Here is a 17,560-nt window from a genome sequence, read left to right as displayed (position 1 = left end):
AGAGTGAATTGAAATGAAAATTGCAATTGTTGGAGCAGGAGCTATGGGCTCACGTTATGGATATATGTTACATGAATCTGGAAATGAAGTTTTCTTAATAGATGCATGGAAGGATCATGTAGATACTATAAATAAAGAAGGATTAACAGTTGAAGAAAATGGAGAATGTAAGAAGGTAAAAATACCAGCAATGTTACCAGAAGATGCTAAAGAAGTTCCAGACTTAGTAATTTTATTTACTAAATCAATGGGATTAGAATCTATGTTAAAATCTGTAAATAATATTTTAGGAAAACATACAAGAGTATTATGCCTATTAAATGGATTAGGTCATAATGAAACTATTGAAAAATATGTTGATAGTAAAAATATACTTATGGGTGTAACTTTATGGACAGCTGGATTAGCAGGTCCTGGACATGTTGTATTAACTGGAGATGGAAGCTTAGAAGTACAAAATATTGATTCTAATATGGAAGTAGAAGCAAGAGAGATTTGTGACATATTAAATCAAGCAGGATTAAAAGCTCATTATAGTGAAAATGTTATATTTTCAATATGGCGTAAAGCATGTGTAAATGGAACTTTAAATAGTTGTTGCACAATTTTAGATTGTAATATTAAGGAGTTTGGAGAGCTAAAAGAAGCTCCAGAGCTTATTCGTAATATTATAAAAGAATTTGCTGATATTGCTGCTAAATATGGAGTAGAATTAAATGTTGAGGAAGTTGCAAAAGGAATAGAAAAAATATATGATCCAAGCCAAGCTGGAGAACACTATCCATCAATGCATCAAGATTTAATTCAAAATCATCGTCTTACAGAGATTGATTATATAAATGGATATGTATCTAGAAAAGGTAAAGAATTTAATATAAATACAGAATGTAATGATTTATTAACAACTATGGTTCATGCAAAAGAACAATTACTTGTTAAATAAATACAGTTATTTAAAAAGTTGATTATTATTTAAATAGTAATCAACTTTTTTTGATATTATTTATACAATTAAATAACGATCTTGATAATAAAATATAGGGTAAAGAAATACTTTTATATAAAATAGTGGTATTAATTTAGTTGCAAATTTTAAAAATTATCTTTAATATATTATTTATATAGATAAAATTATAAAAAATTAGAACGGAGGGCATAATGCTTGAACAAAATTTTTGTGAGTGTTTATTTTTCACTGCAACTAGATTAAAAAAGATAGCAGCCAAAATAGCTGAAGACGAGTTAAAGCCACTAGGATTATCTCCTACATATGTATATATACTTCTTGGCGTAAAGTTTAAACCTGGAATAACACAAAAGGAATTAAGCAAAGAACTTCACTTAAAACCATCTACAATAACGAGACTTATAGATAAATTGGTTATAAATGGTTTAGTTGAGAGACGAGCTGAAGGAAAATTATCTCATATATATTTAACTAATGACGGAGAAAAAATTCAAGAGGATATACAAAAGTACAGATTAAAGTTACATAATCGTTATAGAGAAATATTAGGAGAAGACTATAATTTATTAACCAAGATAACAAATGATTCTGCAAGGATATTAGAATCTAAGTAGAGCGTTATACAAGTAACTCAAATGTGGACAATGTATTAAAAATATATTATAATAAATGCTTTTCTAATGACGAAATAAGTTGTTAGAAAAGCATTTTATTTTTTGCAACTTTTTATAATCATTAATTGTCTAATAGATGTAATAAGGCATTTAAATAAGTTACAGTCTATTTATAAAGAAAGCTTAGCTAATATATATATATATTAATACTTTAGTATTCTTTTAGAATTTGTGGTATGGGTGTAAAAATAAAAATCATTATGTTAAGGGAGATAATATGATTAATGAAAATACGTTAGTATATAGATTTTATAATAAAAGTCTAATGAAAAATAGTTTGGTAAAAATGGCCATGAAAGGAGATTCAGAAGCATTTACAAGTTTAATAAAGGAAAATAAAACATATCTTTATAAAATTGCTTATAGTTATGTAAAAAATGAACAGATAGCTTTAGATATATTACAAGAAAGCACATATAAGGCATTTATTAATATAAAAAAACTAAAAAAAGAAAGTGTTTTTAAAACATGGATAACAAAAATAGTAATAAATGAATGTATAAATACAATAAGAAAAAATGCAAAAATTACTTATTTAAATGATAATGATATATTGATTAAAAAAGAGTTTATATCTACTGAGGAAAAACTTGATTTATATGAAGCAATTGATAAATTGAGAAATAACTATAAAACAGTAATAATCCTTAAGTATTTTAATGATTTATCGTTAAGAGATATATCTTATATTATGGAGATACCAGAAAATACAGTTAAAAGTCATTTGAAAAGAGCTAAAAATGATTTAAGTAAAATTTTAAAGGAGGACTTTTTAAATGAATAAGAACTATGAAAATATTAGTATACCAGATAATATAGATGATTTTATAGATATTGGGGTAAAAAGAGCTGTAGATTTAAAAAATATTAAAAGAAAAAAACTTATTAGAAGAAATTTAGGGATTACAGCAGCTTCCTTAATTATTGTTTTAACTATAGGGTTTTCAAATCCAGCATTAGCAGCTAAAATACCTATTGTTGGAAATGTATTTCAAGCTATTGAAAAAAATATATACTTTCCAAGTAATTATTCAGAATACTCTACATCAGTCAATGAAACAGCATACTCTAATGGAGTAGGTGTAACTTTGTCGGATATATTATGCGATGGACAATCTTTATATGTAACATATATTGTTGAGAGTGAAAAGCCTTTTAAATATACGTCGTGGGGAGAGGCACCTTTAACAATGAATCAACTTATAACAAGCGAAGAATATAATAAAGTAGATTTCTCTAATAAACAACTAGACAATACAGGAATTGCTGGTCTTGAAGGAAAATTTATTGATGATAATACTTTCGTCGGTATGGAAAAGTATAAACTGTCATCGCTAAAAATATCTATCCCAGATGAATTTATATTTCAAGTTAAATACATATCATTTCAAACTGATTCAGTAGAAAATGATGAAAAACGTGATGTGAAATCTGGTACATGGGCTTTTAAAATACCTGTAAAAGTGAATAAAGATATTAAAAGAGTTGTAAATCTAGATAACATAGGAAATGACAGTGTAAATTTAAACTCGCTATCAATAACACCTTTTGATATGATATTTAGTTTAACTTATAACAAAGGTAAGTGGAGTGACTATGAAGTTTCGATTTATGATGAAAATAGAGAAGAACTTAATTTTTCAGATAGTAGTATAGATGAAGATAATAAAACTGAAAATATTATTTTTAAAGCACCTTCTAATGAAAGTAAAAATATTAGGGTTATAATAAATAAACCCATATTAGAAAAGGGCGAAACAATAACTGAATCAAAAGGTCAAAGTGAAACTTCCTATAAAGAGATTGGAAAAGAATTAATATTTGATGAGATAATAAACATAAAATAAACATAATATGATTAGATATTAATAAACAAGCTAATGATATTAAAAGAATCATTAGCTTATGTTATAATTGTCTTAAAATGCAGACGTTATTTAAGCGATAGAGAAACTTTAAGAGAGGAAGTGAGATTATGAAAAAAAGATTTAACACAACAGGAGTATGTGTTCCTAGAAAGCATTATATGGTAGATATATCAAATAAAATAGATGAGATAGAAAAACTTGTAGAGGAAGAATTTTATTTTGTTATAAATAGACCAAGGCAATTTGGAAAAACAACAACACTAAATGAATTGTATAAGAGATTAAGTGGTAAATATAGTGTAATAAGAATGGATTTTGAACTTATAGGAGAAGATTTTGCAAGTGAGGAGAGATTTTGTGAAACCTTTGTAGACTATATGTCTAGATTTACTAATATAGATATCAGAAAAGCATCAACGTTAACAGAACTTTCAAATAGGATAATGGATTTGACAAAAGATAATGAAATTATACTTATCATAGATGAAGTTGATAAAAATTCTAGCAATAGATTATTTTTAAGCTTTCTTGGTATGCTTAGATCATTATATTTAAGTAGAGAACAGGATCTTGGGACTACTTTTAAATCAGTTATATTAGCAGGTGTGTATGATATTAAAAATTTAAAATTAAAGGTTAGAGATAATTCAGAAATAAGATATAATTCACCATGGAATATAGCGGTGAATTTTAATATAGATATGAGTTTTAGTGAGATAGAAATAGGAACTATGCTAAAGGAATATGCTGCTGAAAATGCATTACCATTAAATATAGAATTTCTTAGTAAGGAGATATATAAATTTACAGCAGGATACCCATTTTTAGTATCAAGAATATGTCAAATAATAGATGAAATTTTATTATCAGAAAATAAAAGGGAATGGACAATATTTGATATACAAAGAGCGGTAAAATTATTATTAGAAGATAAAAATACATTATTTGATGATTTAATTAAAAATCTTGAAAATAACTCAAAGTTATATGAATGCTTATATAGTATCTTAGTTAGTGGTTTACAAATAACATACAATATAAATAATCCGACTATAGATTTAGGTCATATGTTTGGATATTTAGTAAAAGATAAAAATAACAACACTATCGTATCAAATCAAATTCTTAAAGAAGTTATTTACAATTATATGATATCAAAAACGGATACTAGAACAATGTCTAAATATAATTTTAAAGATAACTTTATAAATGAAGATAATACCCTTGATATGGAGAATGCATTATTAAGATTTCAACAATTTATGAAAGAGAATTATAGTTCTAGAGATATAGAGTTTTTAGAAAGACAAGGAGTTCTTTTATTTTTATCATTTATAAAACCAATAATTAATGGAGTTGGATTTGATTATAAAGAAGTTCAAATTTCAGAAGAAAGAAGATTGGACGTTGTTATTCAATATAATAAATGTAAGTATATTATAGAAACAAAAATTTGGCATGGAGAAATTGCACATAAAAAAGGTTTAAATCAATTAAAAAATTATCTTGAAATAGAAGGTTTAAATAAGGGATATTTATTAATATTCAACTTTAATCAAAATAAAGAATATACTCATAGTGAATATTATGTAGATGATAAAACTATTTTTGAAGTTAGAGTTTAAAAGAAATAGTAGCTTACTAATTGAAAGTGAAGCTACTATTTTTTATTAATATTTTAGAATAAGAGATGGTGAATCATGTCATAAATAAATGAGGTTTTTAGGCTTATACATTAATATTACTTGGTTAAGGCTGTTTTTATTTGCACATATACAAACCTTTCATGAACTGTAAGTGTTGTATTCCATTATTGTTTTGTATAATAAACTCAAAGACATGATTAATAAAAGCATTAGTTTAGTGATTATGAAATTAGAATTTATTATCTAAAGTGCAATGCACTTTATTAAATGGAGGAAATAAAGAATGGTTGAGAAAATATTAGAAGTACAATCTTTACGTAAGTATTATGGGAAAAAGGATAATGTTACAAAAGCTATAGATGGCAGTAGCTTTCAAATTGTAGATGGAGAGTTTGTTGGTATTATGGGAAGTAGTGGGTCTGGAAAAACAACATTACTGAATTGTATTGCAACAACTACTTGTCCAACAGATGGGAAAATTCTTTTAAAAGGTGAAGATATAGGACGATTTAAAGGAAAGAAACTGGCTGATTATAGAGGAAATCGTATTGGATATCTGTTTCAAAATTTTGAGTTAATTGATAACTTGAATGCTAGAGAAAACATTATGTTACCTGTTTCTATTCATAATATGATGGGAAAAGAAGATGAAAAAAGAATTGATGAACTTGCAAAATATTTAGAGATTGAAGATGTAATGACAAAATTCCCATCAGAAATGTCTGGTGGACAAAAACAGCGTGTAGCAGCTGCTAGAGCATTAATTATGAATCCAGAAATAGTTCTTGCAGATGAGCCTACTGGCGCATTAGATTCAAAAAATGCAAAATTATTAATGAAAAAACTTTCTGGACTAAATCAAAAGCAGAGGGCAACTATTTTAATGGTAACTCATGATCCTAATGTAGCAAGTTACTGTTCACGAATTTTATTTATTCAAGATGGAATGGTTTTTCATGAACTTAGAAAAAGAGTTCCAGAAGAATCTCAAGAAGCTTTTTATGAAAGAATCATTTCAGTAATGGCACAATTGGGAGGAGGAAGTGCAAATGTTCTTTGATTTAGTTAAGAAAAATAGTAGACGAAATAGAAAAGAAAACGGGCTATTTTTTGTATCTTTGATTGTGTCAATAATAGCATTTTATATTATTTTATCATTAGAAAATCAGGATGTAATAATATTTTTAAAAACAATAGAAAGTGATGCAGTTAATCGTCTATTATTACTAACGCCTGTACTATATGCAGTTTCATTATTTATTTTATTCTTTTTGGTTTACTTTGCAGGAAAGTATCAGTTGGAAAAAAGAAGTCATGAGATTGGTATGTATTTGATGCTTGGTATGCGTCGTAAAAGATTATTCTTTATGCTTCTGGTAGAAGAGGTATGGAATAGTATCATATCACTTGCTATTGGAATTCCTATAGCTGTTTTTATATCAGAGATGATTAGCATGATTACAGCCAAAGTTGTTGGGTTTGGTATTATAGGACATAAATTTTCATTTTCTATTTTGGCAGTGCTATGGACGCTGGTTGGTTATTTTCTTATTAGATTAGCAGCTCTATTAATATTAAGTGGAAATATTGCAAAAAAAGAAATAATGCAATTACTATCAGAATCTCAAGACAAAAAACATAAGGTTCACAATAGGGTTTTTACAATAATAAAGCTATTACTAGGAATTACATTATTGATTATTTCTTATGTACTGGCTATTGCAGGAGATGCATGGACTTCTATTAAGGTTATGGGAATTACAGTTATTTTAGGGCTTTGTGGTACTTTTCTTTTATTTCATGGTATTGGAATATTATTTGAAACTATTCTTAAAAAGATGAAGAATAAAAATGGGTTAGAAATATTTACATTTAGACAGTTACAGGAGAATGTATTTCTTAAATCAAATTCTCTTGCAGTTTCATCACTATTAGTTTTGATAGCATTGTGCTGCTTTGGTTATGGTGTTTCAGTAAGTTTTAACTATAGTTCAATAAATCAGAATGTGCTACATTATACATTTGAAGGAAAAGAGCAAGAGATAAAGGCAGAATTAAATAAGCTACAAATGCAAGATTATATGAATGAAATATTTGAGGTTAAAATAGGTCATTTAAGTAATTCTGATAATAGAGATAGCTTTTCTTATGAAAATTTAATAGAGGCTGTGAAGAAACAGGAAGATTTTAATGATAAGGATATCTTATTAAATAATCTTCAGCATTTCACATATCCATATTTGATTTCTTTATCAGGATATAATAACATTCTAAAATTGGCAGGAAAGGATACCATCAAGCTTGGTGAGAATCAAGTAGCGTTATATAATGGTCTAGAGTTTTCATATGGAAATACAGCAGAAATATTGAGAAGTGTACTTAAAGAAAAAGTAAAGGTAGAAATTGAAAATAAGGGATATGAGCTTGTAGAACAACTTTGCCAAGATAATATTGTCACTGATCGTTCTATAAATATTAGTTATGGATTGATTGTTTCAGACGATGTATTTAATCGTTTTACAAATGGAGAACATAGTTCTTATTGGAATGCAGCATTAAAAGATGATTTTGTGAAAGATAATGGGTTAATGCAGGCAATCAGACAGGTAAATGAATTACTTAATAAGACAAATCTAAAGTATGAAAGCTACCTACAAAATATGGGAAGACAATTGTTTTATACAGTGGCAGCTAGCTATACAACAATTTACCTTGCAATTATTTTCTTGATTATTGCCAATACTGTTATAGGAGTTCAATTTTTAATGCAACAGCAAAAGACAGAAAGACGCTATCAGACAATAATTCGTCTTGGATGTGATTATAAGGATTTATGTAAGTCGGCTAGAAAACAGATAAAATGGTATTTTTCTTTTCCAGTAGTGGTTGCAGCAATTGGAAGTATATTTGGAATTAGGGCATTACTTTCAGGGACTGCCACTTCAGAAATGAAATCAAAAATTGGTGCATTAATGATAGTTGCAGTACCTATAATTATTGTACTTTGTGTGGTAGAATTTTGTTATATCATTGCTGTAATACAAATGAGCGATAAGCAAATAGTTGCATTGATGAATATGAAAAGAGAAGATAGATAATAATATAAAATTACATTAAGTTAAACTTAGAAAGGGGGATTCAAATGAAAAAGATTGTCATAGTTGAGGATGAATTATTTATGAGGGAAGAACTTGTATCTATATTGCAGAAAGAAGCATACGTTACTTGTTGTATTACAAGCTTTATCAACACAGCAGAAGAAATCTTAAAGGCATCCCCTGACCTTGTGTTGTTAGATTTGAATTTACCAGGCGTAACTGGTTTTGAAATATGTAAAACAATTAGGATGAAAAGCACTGCCCCTATACTGGTGCTCACTAGTCGAGACCAATTAAGAGATGAACTACATGCTTTAGGGTTAGGAGCAGATGAATACCTTACAAAGCCATGTAACAAAGATAGATTAATAGCTAGAATTTCTAATTTGCTTCGTAGATATGAAGATAGAAATCATTTTATTGAAATAAAAGGAGTAAAACTTGATTTGCAAACTTATACAATGTATGCTAATGAGCAGTCCATTGTACTAACTGAAAATCAAGGGAAAATAATGGAGCTTCTTTTATTAAATGCAGGTAAAATTGTTACAAAAGATATGCTGTTTGAGAAAATATGGGGCACTAAAGAGTACATTGATGAAAATGCACTACAAGTTAATATGACAAGGTTAAAAAAGACAATTAGAAGTTTAAACATAAAGTATGAAATTATAACAGTAAGAGGCAAGGGATACAATCTTGTAGCAATTGAGGAAAAAGAAAATGATTAGAAAGTTAGTTAGCATCTTTTTAAAATATAAAATATGGCTTGTTGTAATTATGATTTTTAATGTTATGTTTGGTGTTTTTCTTTGGTTAATTGATGCTAATGGTTTCACTTATATTTTTCCAACCATGATAATTGGTTCTATTTTATTATATAGTTTAATTAGTTTTGTAGTTTATGGTATAGATAAAAGAAAAGAAGAAGCACTTATAGAGTTTATAGAAAATCCAGATTTGCATGAAGAAGAAGTATGTCTTAGTTTTCTTTCAGGTGGAGAAAAAGAGATTATTCATTTAATTGGAGAAAAGCTTCGTAAAAAGAAGGAGCTAATCAAAAAGCAAGATTTAAATCTAAAGGAATATGAAGAGTATATAGAAACATGGGCACATGAGATAAAAACACCATTAGCGTTGATGACGTTTGTTCTTGATAATAGAAAGGAAGAGATTTTATTTCCAATCTATCAGAGATTAGAATATGTAAGAACTAAAATGCAAGAAGATATCGAAAGAATGTTATATTATTCAAGAGTGAAATCTGAGCATTTAGATTATATTTTTACCAAAATATCACTTGATGAAATCAGTAAAGATGTTGTTGATGAGTATAAAAACTTAATAGAGGAACAAAAAATTACTATTAATAATGAAGTAGGAAATATACAGGTACTTTCTGATAAAAAAGGGTTAATATTTGTGTTAAGACAGGTTTTAAGTAATTCTATAAAATATATGGATAGAGAAAAATTCAATCCTTTCATAACACTACTTACTAAGATTGATAATAAAAGTGGTAATATAATGCTTGTAATTAAAGATAATGGAATAGGCGTTAAGCCGTATGATTTGCCATTTTTATTTGATAAAGGATTTACAGGAGATACTGGAGAACAGAGAAAACGATCTACTGGAATGGGACTTTATTTGGCAAAGCAAGTAGCTGATAGCCTAAAATTTAAAATCGAAGTTTCAGAAAAATACAAAGATGGTTTTGAAATATCTTTGTTATTTCCTATCATAGAATAGTAAAACCTCATTTATTTGTGATATGGTGAAGCGTACCTGTAGAGAACCCAAATAAATAGATAATGATTAAAGGTTAATTAATAAGTCAATTATGTTAAATATGTAATTGGCTTATGTTATAATTATTGTAGTTATTATGTGTAGCAAAGAAAAATGAGTAATGGGAAAGGAGGATATATGATGGCAGTATATTTAAATACTAATAAATCTTTAGAAAATTATAAAAGGTTATTAAATATAGATTATTTTGTTGATAAATCAATGATAATAGAAAAAACTAATAAGCTTATTAATACAGCAAATAGTTATATATGCATAACAAGACCAAGACGATTTGGTAAATCAAGTGTTGCTGATATGTTAGGTGCTTATTATTCGAAGGCTGTGGATTCAAAAGAGATTTTTGATAGACTTAATATAAGCAAATCTTATGATTATGAAGAGCATTTAAATAAATATAATTTAATTAATATATCCTTTAATAAAATACCAGAAATCGGGAAAAGCTTTGATGCTTATATGGATATGATAAAGACATCATTAATAAATGATATTAATGATGCTTTTCCAAAAATTGATAGTAAAAAATATTTCACTATAAGTGATATGTTAAGTGATACTGGAGAAAAGTTTATTTTTGTTTTTGATGAATGGGATTATATTTTTAATAATAATTTATTTATTGAAAATCAAAATGATTTTTTAGAGTTTTTAAGAAATCTCTTAAAGGATCAACCTTATGTAGCTCTTGCATATATGACAGGAGTTCTTCCTATAAAGAAATATTCAAGCGGTTCTGCTCTTAACATGTTTGATGAATTTACATTTTTAAAAGATAGAACATTTGATGAATATTTTGGATTTACAGAAGATGAAGTTATGAAGCTTTGCAATAAAAATAAAAATATTAGTTTTAAAGAATTAGAAAATTGGTATAATGGTTATTTAACTGCAAAAGGAGTTAAAGTATATAATCCAAGATCAGTAGTGAAAGCACTACAAAATAATTACTATGAAAGTTATTGGACTAATACTGGTGCTATGGATGAGGTAGCAGAGTATCTTAAATACAATACATTAGAAATCAGAGATGATGTAATAGAAATGGTATCGGGTGAGGAAGTTGATATTATAATAGACGAGGAATTTAGGGCAGGTCAAGGAGTACCAAGGACTAAAGAAGAAATATACTCGGCTATGATAGTACTTGGATTTTTATCATATTATGATGGGTATTTAAAAATACCTAATAAGGAACTTATGAAGGAGTTTGAAAAGGCTTTAAGAGATAAATCTTTTGGATATGTTTCAGAGATAATAGCTAATTCAAAAAGAATGTTAAAGGCAACAGTTAATGGAGATATAAAAACTGTGGAAGCTATACTTCATGATATCCATAACTCAGAAATACCAATACTTCAATATAATGATGAGAACAGTCTTTCATGTGTTTTAACTTTAGCATATCTTTCTGCTAGAGATACCTATAGAGTAGAAAGAGAAGAAAAAACAGGAAAGGGTTATGCAGACTTTACTTTCCATCCTAGAAGAAAGAATGACACGGCCTTTATAGTTGAACTCAAAAAGGATGAATTACCAGAAGTAGCACTAAATCAAATTAGAGAAAAAGAATATGTAGAGAAGATAAGACGCGAGAATGATGGCAAAAAAGTATTAGCAGTGGCAATATGCTATGATTCAAAGAATAAAGAACATACTTGTAAAATTGAAAAAATCTAAGATGATAATATAGATAGGCTCAGTGTAGTCTATCTGTATTTTTGTAAAAAATATAATATTATATATACAGGATAATAGTCCAATGTAGGAGCCAATATCCTGTATTTTTTGAATGTGCCTAAAACTATGCTTGGGGTTTTAATATACGTGGCTCATAAACTTCTGCAACGGCTTTCATAATGAAAATGAAGCAGACAGCAAAAAATATTATTGTTACAATGAGAAGTACATATTGGTAAGCAAATTTGCCAAGTATAAATCCATAGATTAATGATCCAAAGGGAACAGCTCCTTGACAGAACACACCCAATAAAGCAAAGAACCTTGCTCTCATTTCATTTGGAACCATTTTTTGAAGATTTACATTCATAGGTGTGTTTATTCCTGAATTGAACAATCCACATAATAGTATTACTGCTGCTAAACTTATAAATAGTTTCAAGTTATGACCACCAAGATAATTTACAGCATTTGGGTATAAGGAAAATGTAAGTACAAAAAGCATAGCTGCTTGAAGTAAAATTGCAAGTTTTATTACCATTTTTGTACTAAATTTCTTTAAATAAGCACCTATTGATATATTTCCAAGTAGTATACCAACGGTAAAACATGAAATTAAATAGCCATACTGCTGTGAATTAAAACCTACACATTTTTTTAATACATAGGGAAATACTATATCAAAAAAAGGTGCAACAAGAAAATTACTTAGCAAGCAAAATAGGAAAAGTTGATTTAAAGCTTTATTTTTCTTTATAAAGCCAATTACACTAGCATTTTCTGTAAAAAATAATTTTAAAGTTATTCTTTCTCTTTGTCTATTTATATTTTTATAAATTATAAGAAATGAACAAAGTGCTGATATTATAAAGGATATACCATTTAAATAAAATACTGTTTTTATTCCTAAAATTCCATATATTATACCTCCAAGACAAGGGCCTATAATCATTGAAATTGCATCACTGCCGCCTCGCATGGACATGGCTTTCATAAGTTCTTCTTCTTTTATGAGTTCTGGAAGAATTGCTGTAGATGATGCTGAAAAAATACTATCCATAATAGAAATAAATATCTGTATTAAAAATAGTGTATAAATATTTAAATTATTCCATAAGGCTAAAAATCCTAAAGTGAGCATTAAAATTCCTCTGCCAATATCGGTTATTACCATAATGTTTTTTCTATTCTTTCTATCACCTAAAATGCCTGCAAAGGGTAATGTGATTACATTAGGTAATAGATTAAGAGCAGAAAATATTCCCATCATAATTGCAGAATGAGTTATATCCAATATATAAAGTGGTATTGCTATCTGTTGTATTCCAGTTCCAATGTAGGATATAAATCTTCCTAACATATAAAATAATAAATTTTTTTTAAGTTTCATTTTATCTCCTTATATTAAAATTGATCTTTTACTATTATTTATAAAGTTATAGTAACGTGACTTCCATCTTTCGAGTGTACATCAACAATTTTTAAACCTTTGTATTCTCTTAAAATGTCAATACAACTTGAAAGTTCTTTCCAATCAATTATATTTACATATTTTTTATCTTTTTCAGGTATATGTTTTTGAATAAATGGGGTATCTACAATTGAAATTCCAAATTTTAAAAGTGCATTAGGCACAGGCACTGTAAATCCCCTTTTACCTGACTTAATATATATTTTCATAAAATTTCCTCTCTATTCTATACTAACTTCTACTAAATCACCATTTGCACTTTTCACATCTACTATTTTTCCTGAAAGGTTATTGTCTATTGCATCGGAAATAAGATTCAAATCTAAATTTTCCATTCCCTTAATGTTATCAGCTATTGGTATTTTACCTATAGTTTTAAGCATAGTTTTTATAAACTTAATTGGAAGATTTACATTTACATCATCTCCCTCATGAGAAGTAACCTTTATTTTAAGCATTTTGTTTATGATGTCTGTATCGTTTGAAGTATTTCCTAATGTTTCAATGGATGTGCTCTTAGTGTTAAGTGCTTCTATAAGTTGTTCTGCTTTTTCAGAAGTTATTTTACCTTCTTGTACCATTTTTAATATTTTTGACATTTCTTCATTCATTTTAAACGCTCCTTTAATTAACATATTAGGCATAATCAATTAAATAATAAGTCCATCTGTCAAGCCTACTTTTTATTTTCTTTCATATGCCTTATTCATTTAACATTTTAATGGCTTGGTCTGAAGTTATCTCTCCTTTGTCTAGCATATCTACTATTTTCTTCTTATCTACGGAAGGTTCCTTTGCTACCTTATATCCAAGAGAAGTTATAACTTCATCTAATTTTGCTCTTACTGTTGGATAGGATATGCCAAGTTCCTTTTCAACATCTTTTATATTTCCTCTATTTTTTAAAAACACTTCTATAAATTTTAATTGTTCTCCTGAGAGATATTCAAACTTTGACATTTCAAAATCATTTTCTATTACAGTACTGCATTTAGAGCACTTTAGTTTTGAAATGAAAAGTTTAGAAGAACAAACAGGGCATTTACTAATAACTTTATATGCCAAATTATCACTTCCTTTCTTGTGTTTATAATATATCACTTTAAATTAAATAAATCAATATTAGAATTAAATAAATTAATATTAATATTAATTTATTTAATATTATAAAGTTTTATATTGATATTATTAAGTTATGAATTAATAATAAAGTAAAATATATTAAGGTATTTTTCATAGAACGGGAAAATGGAATTACCATGGTGCAAGGGAGAAGAATATTCATCTTACGGAGTATTTATTTCTGATGAAAAAGGTGAAGTGGATTTAGATTTAGCTAAGCCAGTAAAAGGTACTTATGAAGCTAATGATAGCATGGGATTAATTTATTCATTGAAAAAGTCTAGAACTGAAGGCAAAAACATTGCAGAAAATATATCTATTGATGAACCAATGATTATGAATATGGTATTTGAATCTTCTGATGAAAAAAAGGAAATTAATTTAAAGCGATTGTTTAAAACAGAAGATGTTATCATAAAGAATATATGTGAAGAAGAGTTTAATGGGCAGTTATTTTATAAAGAAAAACCTAATAATAAAACAGTTTTAATGGTAGGCGGATCAAGTGGAGATGTAAGAGCATTAGCTCTGTTAGTAGCACCGCTTGCATCTACTGGATTTAATGTTCTTATAGTTCCATTTTTTGATTCAGAAGGATTACCAGACAAATTAGAAAAAGTTGCACTAGAATATTTTGAAAAAATATTTAAATGGATCGAGAATAATGAAATTACGTGTTCTAAAGAGATATTTCTACATGGAACATCAAAACAAAACCCAATTAGTTAAAAGTCTTGAAAAAAAGGATTTTGTATCTATAATACCTAGTAAAAAAGATAAGAGATCTGTAAATGTATGTGTGACTGATTTAGGAATGGATGCCATTATTAAATGTGGGAAAGATGGCACTATTGATTTCATGGCTGATATTTTTAAAGATTTTACTAAAGAAGAAATAGAAACTCTTTGGAAGCTATTGGTTAAACTATATCGCTTTGATGGTATAGAAATGGATGGATTTGAAGAGAAGGTTCAAGTTCCTATCATTAATAGGGGAGACTATAGGTGCAGCCATATCATTTTGGTTATATAGAAAAGGTTTTAAGAAAAAGATAGAAAAATTTTCAGTTAATAATAGATACTTAAAAAAATTAGTAAAGAGTCAAGGCAAAGAAAGCACTTATCTAGTATTTTTAATAAGATTATTACCTTTTGTGCCTTCTGGATTTGTAACATTAGGTGCTTCAGTGAGTAATATGAATATTATTCCTTTTACAATAGCAACTTTTTTAGGGAAAATACCTTCTATTATATTAGAAGCATTGGTAAGCTACGACTTTATTAATATACAAGATAATTGGGCTAGGCTAATAATTACGCTATTGTCATTAATTTTAATCATAATTTTTATGAACAAAAATTATAAATATAATGAGGAATAATTTATATATATAGGTAGAAACAATTATATATGTTAATAAATACTTTTATAATTAATGAAATATGTTGTTATGAAAGCATTTTATTTTTGAATTTTTTAGTGATATACTAAATTAGTTATTATAAAGAATCAGCAAGGATGAAGTATAAACATGGAAAATAAAAATTATTTGTACGATAATTATTTAAATATGGCTAGAAATTTAAAAAGTGAGAGAAACTTATTAAAAGCTTTAAAATTTTATAAAAAAGCATATGCATTAAATGTAGGTAAAACGGATATAGAATTTTTACTTGATATGGCATTATTATATGATGAAATTGGTTTGAGAAAAGAAGCAGAAGAAAAATATTTAGAAATAATTAATTTAGATGAAGATGAACCTAGAGCTTATTATGGTTTAGGAACTATATATGATGAATTAGGCGATTTGTCAAAAGCAAAAGAGTATTACAAAATATCAATACAAAAAGATTCAAGTTATGATAAAGCATATTTCTTTTTAGCCAATATATATGATGAATTAGGTGATAAAAAAAAGGCAATTTTAAATTATAAAAAAACTATTGAATTAAATAACAATGATTTATGGGGATATGCGAACTTAGCTTGCATTTTTGAAGAATTAGATAGAAATGAAGAAGCGTTAAAATATATAAATAGGGCTCTAGAAATAAATCCTAAACATTATAGAATATTGTTTAACAAAGCTGTAATATCAAATAAATTACATAAGAAACAAGAAGCTATAGATTATTATAAAAAGTCTATAAAAGCAAATCCTACATATACATATAGTTTTTTAAATTTAGCTGTTATATATAGGGAAGATAATGATTTTACAACTGCAATAAATGTAATAAATAAAGGAATAGAAATAAATCCAGAAGAAGGATTCTTATATTACAATAGAGCTTGCTTCTATGTTAATACAAAGGAATTATTAAAGGCTTTAAAAGATGTAGAAAAGTGTATAGAGCTAAATGATTTATTCTTAGATTATATGAAAAAAGATAAAGAACTTGATCCTATAAGAGATTTAAAGGAATACAAAGAATTTATAAACAACATTTAATAGAATAATATGGTATTATTTTATATAGTGATGCAAAAATGATGTGTTTTAAATATGTGTTCATATATGTAATAGGTAAAGTGGCATTGTAATTTTTAGTTTTCTTAAGTTCAATTACTCTCGTCAGCTTTGCTTATACATATATGAATACTTTGCTAAAATAAATATTAAAGAAAGTGGGGGCGAAGGCTTATGAAGGAAACTTTTACAGAAGGTTTAGAGATTTCAATGAATAATCTTTACAAAACAGGAGCATTTTTAACATGTGGAGACGAAAATAAAGCTAATACTATGACAATTAGCTGGGGAAGTGTAGGTTATATTTGGAGACGACCTATATTTATGGCACTAGTTAGAGAAACAAGATATACTAAAGAATTTTTAGATTCTGGTGATAACTATACAGTTAGTATACCATTTGAAGGAAGTATGAAATCAGCACTTACTATATGCGGAACAAAATCAGGTAGAGAGATAGACAAAGAAAAAGAAGCTAATATAAAATTTATACCTAGCAAAAGTGTAAGTAGTCCTATAGTTCATGGATGTAATAAATATTATGAGTGCAAAATATTGTTTAAACAAGAAATGGATTTAGATAATATTGATCCTGAAATCAAAGATAAATTCTATGGCGAAGGTGAATCAAAGCATGTATTATATTTTGCTGAAATATTAGAAAGCTATACTAAATAATAAGTATTTATCTATGTTATTAAACAGAGTCTTTTATTTTCACAATAAAAAGCTATTACTTAACTGGGTT

19 protein-coding genes are annotated in these 17,560 nt (G+C 27.1%); 15 read left to right on the top strand and 4 right to left on the bottom strand.

The annotated features are described in order from the left end of the window. Positions 1-13 precede the first annotated feature (13 nt). The 10 genes from NG901_RS06825 to NG901_RS06780 all read left to right on the top strand — a co-directional run bounded on the left by NG901_RS06825 (position 14) and on the right by NG901_RS06780 (position 11,745). Complete coding sequence (locus tag NG901_RS06825; RefSeq protein ID WP_252213021.1) at positions 14-943, top strand: 2-dehydropantoate 2-reductase; 930 nt, start codon at positions 14-16, stop codon at positions 941-943. 215 nt (positions 944-1,158) lie between these two features. Then, a complete protein-coding gene (locus NG901_RS06820; protein ID WP_252213020.1) occupies positions 1,159-1,581 on the top strand; it encodes a MarR family winged helix-turn-helix transcriptional regulator in 423 nt (140 codons plus the stop codon). 277 nt (positions 1,582-1,858) lie between these two features. After that, positions 1,859-2,425: a sigma-70 family RNA polymerase sigma factor gene (locus NG901_RS06815; RefSeq protein ID WP_252213019.1), complete on the top strand. Its 567-nt coding sequence runs from the start codon at positions 1,859-1,861 to the stop codon at positions 2,423-2,425. Continuing rightward, complete coding sequence (locus NG901_RS06810) at positions 2,418-3,488, top strand: DUF4179 domain-containing protein (RefSeq protein WP_252213018.1); 1,071 nt, start codon at positions 2,418-2,420, stop codon at positions 3,486-3,488. Before NG901_RS06815 ends, NG901_RS06810 begins: the two co-directional genes overlap by 8 nt. A 128-nt stretch (positions 3,489-3,616) precedes the next feature. After that, positions 3,617-5,134: a GxxExxY protein gene (locus NG901_RS06805; RefSeq protein ID WP_252213017.1), complete on the top strand. Its 1,518-nt coding sequence runs from the start codon at positions 3,617-3,619 to the stop codon at positions 5,132-5,134. A 304-nt stretch (positions 5,135-5,438) separates the two neighbouring features. Further along, positions 5,439-6,215 (top strand): ABC transporter ATP-binding protein, encoded by a 777-nt coding sequence (locus tag NG901_RS06800; protein ID WP_252213015.1) that lies wholly within the window; start codon positions 5,439-5,441, stop codon positions 6,213-6,215. Continuing rightward, the gene (locus NG901_RS06795; RefSeq protein ID WP_252213013.1) at positions 6,205-8,253 is read left to right on the top strand and encodes an FtsX-like permease family protein; all 2,049 of its coding nucleotides are present in this window, start codon (positions 6,205-6,207) and stop codon (positions 8,251-8,253) included. The genes NG901_RS06800 and NG901_RS06795 overlap by 11 nt, the downstream gene beginning before the upstream one ends. A gap of 44 nt (positions 8,254-8,297) precedes the next feature. Then, positions 8,298-8,984, top strand: a complete 687-nt coding sequence (locus tag NG901_RS06790; protein ID WP_252213011.1) for a response regulator transcription factor — start codon at positions 8,298-8,300, stop codon at positions 8,982-8,984. Further along, positions 8,977-10,005, top strand: coding sequence for a sensor histidine kinase (locus NG901_RS06785; protein WP_252213009.1), 1,029 nt, complete (start codon positions 8,977-8,979; stop codon positions 10,003-10,005). Before NG901_RS06790 ends, NG901_RS06785 begins: the two co-directional genes overlap by 8 nt. Positions 10,006-10,185: 180 nt before the next feature. After that, the gene (locus NG901_RS06780) at positions 10,186-11,745 is read left to right on the top strand and encodes an AAA family ATPase (RefSeq protein ID WP_252213071.1); all 1,560 of its coding nucleotides are present in this window, start codon (positions 10,186-10,188) and stop codon (positions 11,743-11,745) included. Positions 11,746-11,869: 124 nt separating this feature from the next. Here NG901_RS06780 and NG901_RS06775 read toward each other — a convergent pair whose 3' ends face one another. From NG901_RS06775 to NG901_RS06760, 4 genes are all read right to left on the bottom strand, one after another. After that, complete coding sequence (locus NG901_RS06775; RefSeq protein WP_252213007.1) at positions 11,870-13,135, bottom strand: MFS transporter; 1,266 nt, start codon at positions 13,133-13,135, stop codon at positions 11,870-11,872. Positions 13,136-13,173: 38 nt separating this feature from the next. Continuing rightward, the gene (locus NG901_RS06770; RefSeq protein ID WP_252213005.1) at positions 13,174-13,425 is read right to left on the bottom strand and encodes a hypothetical protein; all 252 of its coding nucleotides are present in this window, start codon (positions 13,423-13,425) and stop codon (positions 13,174-13,176) included. Between the two features lie 12 nt (positions 13,426-13,437). Beyond that, the gene (locus tag NG901_RS06765) at positions 13,438-13,827 is read right to left on the bottom strand and encodes an SHOCT-like domain-containing protein (RefSeq protein WP_252213003.1); all 390 of its coding nucleotides are present in this window, start codon (positions 13,825-13,827) and stop codon (positions 13,438-13,440) included. A 91-nt stretch (positions 13,828-13,918) separates the two neighbouring features. After that, entirely contained in the window at positions 13,919-14,281 is a 363-nt protein-coding gene (locus NG901_RS06760; protein WP_090093900.1) for a DUF2089 domain-containing protein, read from the bottom strand. Between the two features lie 183 nt (positions 14,282-14,464). Between NG901_RS06760 and NG901_RS06755 the strand changes: the two genes are divergently transcribed. From NG901_RS06755 to NG901_RS06735, 5 genes are all read left to right on the top strand, one after another. Then, on the top strand, positions 14,465-15,067 hold the full coding sequence (locus NG901_RS06755; protein ID WP_252213001.1) for an acyl-CoA thioesterase/BAAT N-terminal domain-containing protein: 603 nt from the start codon (positions 14,465-14,467) through the stop codon (positions 15,065-15,067). After that, positions 15,036-15,371 carry a MarR family winged helix-turn-helix transcriptional regulator gene (locus tag NG901_RS06750; protein WP_252212999.1) on the top strand — a complete coding sequence of 112 codons (336 nt, stop codon included), beginning with the start codon at positions 15,036-15,038 and terminating at the stop codon, positions 15,369-15,371. Before NG901_RS06755 ends, NG901_RS06750 begins: the two co-directional genes overlap by 32 nt. After that, positions 15,298-15,720 (top strand): TVP38/TMEM64 family protein, encoded by a 423-nt coding sequence (locus NG901_RS06745; RefSeq protein WP_252212997.1) that lies wholly within the window; start codon positions 15,298-15,300, stop codon positions 15,718-15,720. Before NG901_RS06750 ends, NG901_RS06745 begins: the two co-directional genes overlap by 74 nt. A 150-nt stretch (positions 15,721-15,870) precedes the next feature. Beyond that, a complete protein-coding gene (locus tag NG901_RS06740) occupies positions 15,871-16,794 on the top strand; it encodes a tetratricopeptide repeat protein (RefSeq protein ID WP_252212995.1) in 924 nt (307 codons plus the stop codon). A 192-nt stretch (positions 16,795-16,986) separates the two neighbouring features. Beyond that, positions 16,987-17,490 (top strand): flavin reductase, encoded by a 504-nt coding sequence (locus NG901_RS06735; RefSeq protein WP_252212993.1) that lies wholly within the window; start codon positions 16,987-16,989, stop codon positions 17,488-17,490. Positions 17,491-17,560 lie beyond the last annotated feature (70 nt).

The sequence above is a fragment of the Clostridium sp. CMCC3677 genome, from assembly GCF_023845585.1.
GTDB lineage: Bacteria > Bacillota > Clostridia > Clostridiales > Clostridiaceae > Clostridium > Clostridium aquiflavi.
Note: the sequence above shows the minus strand (reverse complement) of the source record. Positions and strands in the feature narration are given on the sequence as shown.